This window comes from Candidatus Saccharimonadales bacterium (genome assembly GCA_035457485.1).
Lineage (GTDB): Bacteria > Patescibacteriota > Saccharimonadia > Saccharimonadales > EFPC-124 > DATIBO01.
The window spans coordinates 1-1,456 of sequence record DATIBO010000004.1 but is presented as its reverse complement, the minus strand read 5'-3'; the positions used below and the strand labels follow the sequence as shown (position 1 = coordinate 1,456).

The 1,456-nt window shown below is 48.4% G+C and carries 1 rRNA gene; it reads right to left on the bottom strand.

The annotated features are described in order from the left end of the window. Positions 1 to 352: 352 nt before the first annotated feature. Positions 353 to 1,456, bottom strand: a 23S ribosomal RNA gene (locus VLA77_00040); the annotation flags it as partial.

Here is a 1,456-nt window from a genome sequence, read left to right as displayed (position 1 = left end):
TAGGATCATCAGATGCCAAAGCTTTGTTGTAATCATCTTCAGTTGTTTTGATCTTCTTTTTTTCTTCCATAACAAATTATTAACAGATAACATGATAAAAGTTCTGGAAAAAAAAGTAGATTTTAAAATGAAAATGATCGCAACGGGTTCTTGCAAAATTACTGCCATAAGGGCTCTTTTTTGTTCCTAGTCACTGCCATAATACTGCCATATTGCCATGATCAAGAGAGTTTCTACCCGCAACGGATCTAAAAAGTCGTGTATTATTTCAAAATTCAAAACTAAAATTTTACAGCTTTCGCTGTGATTCAAAATAAAATGAATCGTCGCGTATAGTCTCTATGTATTATGACTGAGCCGATGTATTGGATTATTAGTAATGGCTGGTTCACCCCTCGCCGAAGCTTGGAATCTACGCCACCATTCTATCAACGCCGTCTTCTGCGGCCATCCTTTATCTTGCGAACGGCTGCCTTTTCTCGGGATAGGCTTCCTCCTTAGATGCTTTCAGGAGTTAGCCTAAATAGCTTAGCTGCACGGCCTGCCTTGTCAGACAGCCGTTAAACCAGAGGCTACGCTGCTCTGTTCCTCTCGTACTCGGAGCAACTTCCCCTCAAGCAACCACGCTTCCATCAGGCAGAGACCGACCTGTCTCACGACGGTCTAAACCCAGCTCATGTTCCCCTTTAATAGGCGAGCAGCCTCACCCTTGGCCCCTGCTGCAGGGCCAGGATGGGAAAAGCCGACATCGAGGTACCAAACCGCGGGGTCGATAGGAGCTCTCGCCCGCGACGAGCCTGTTATCCCTGGGGTAATTTTTCTGTCACCACGAGCCCCCAATAGTGGGGACGTCATGGATCGCTAGGCCCGACTTTCGTCTCTGAATCCCGTGCGTTTGGAGATCCAGTCAGTCCGGTTTTTGGCCTTGCCCTCTTCAACGGATTTCTGACCCGTTTGAACCGAACTTAGGGCCCCTTTGATATCTTTTCAAAGGGGTGCCGCCCCAGCCGAACTGCCCACCTGCACCTGTTCGTCAAGTTAATGACGTAAGCGGTACTGCAAAAACTGACGGGTATTACACTTGCGCTTCCAATATCCCCGGAAGGACATTAGCATGGCTCCCCGTTATTCTGTGCAATTCCAACTATACTGCAAGTACAAGCTGCAGTAAAACTCCACGGGGTCTTCTCTCCCCGATGGAAGATGCTGGACTGTTCGTCCAGCTTATGTGGCTTCACCGGGTTGTACGCGGGGACAGCGGGGCCCTCGTTGTTCCATTCATGCGCGTCGGAACTTACCCGACAAGGCATTTGGCTACCTTAAGAGAGTCAGAGTTACTCCCGGCGTTTACAGGCCCTTAGGTCAGTTGAACCCAACTTTTAGGTACCTGCACTGGCCAGGATTCAGTGACTATACACATCCTTTCGGACTAGCAGTCACCTGTGTTTTTATTAAA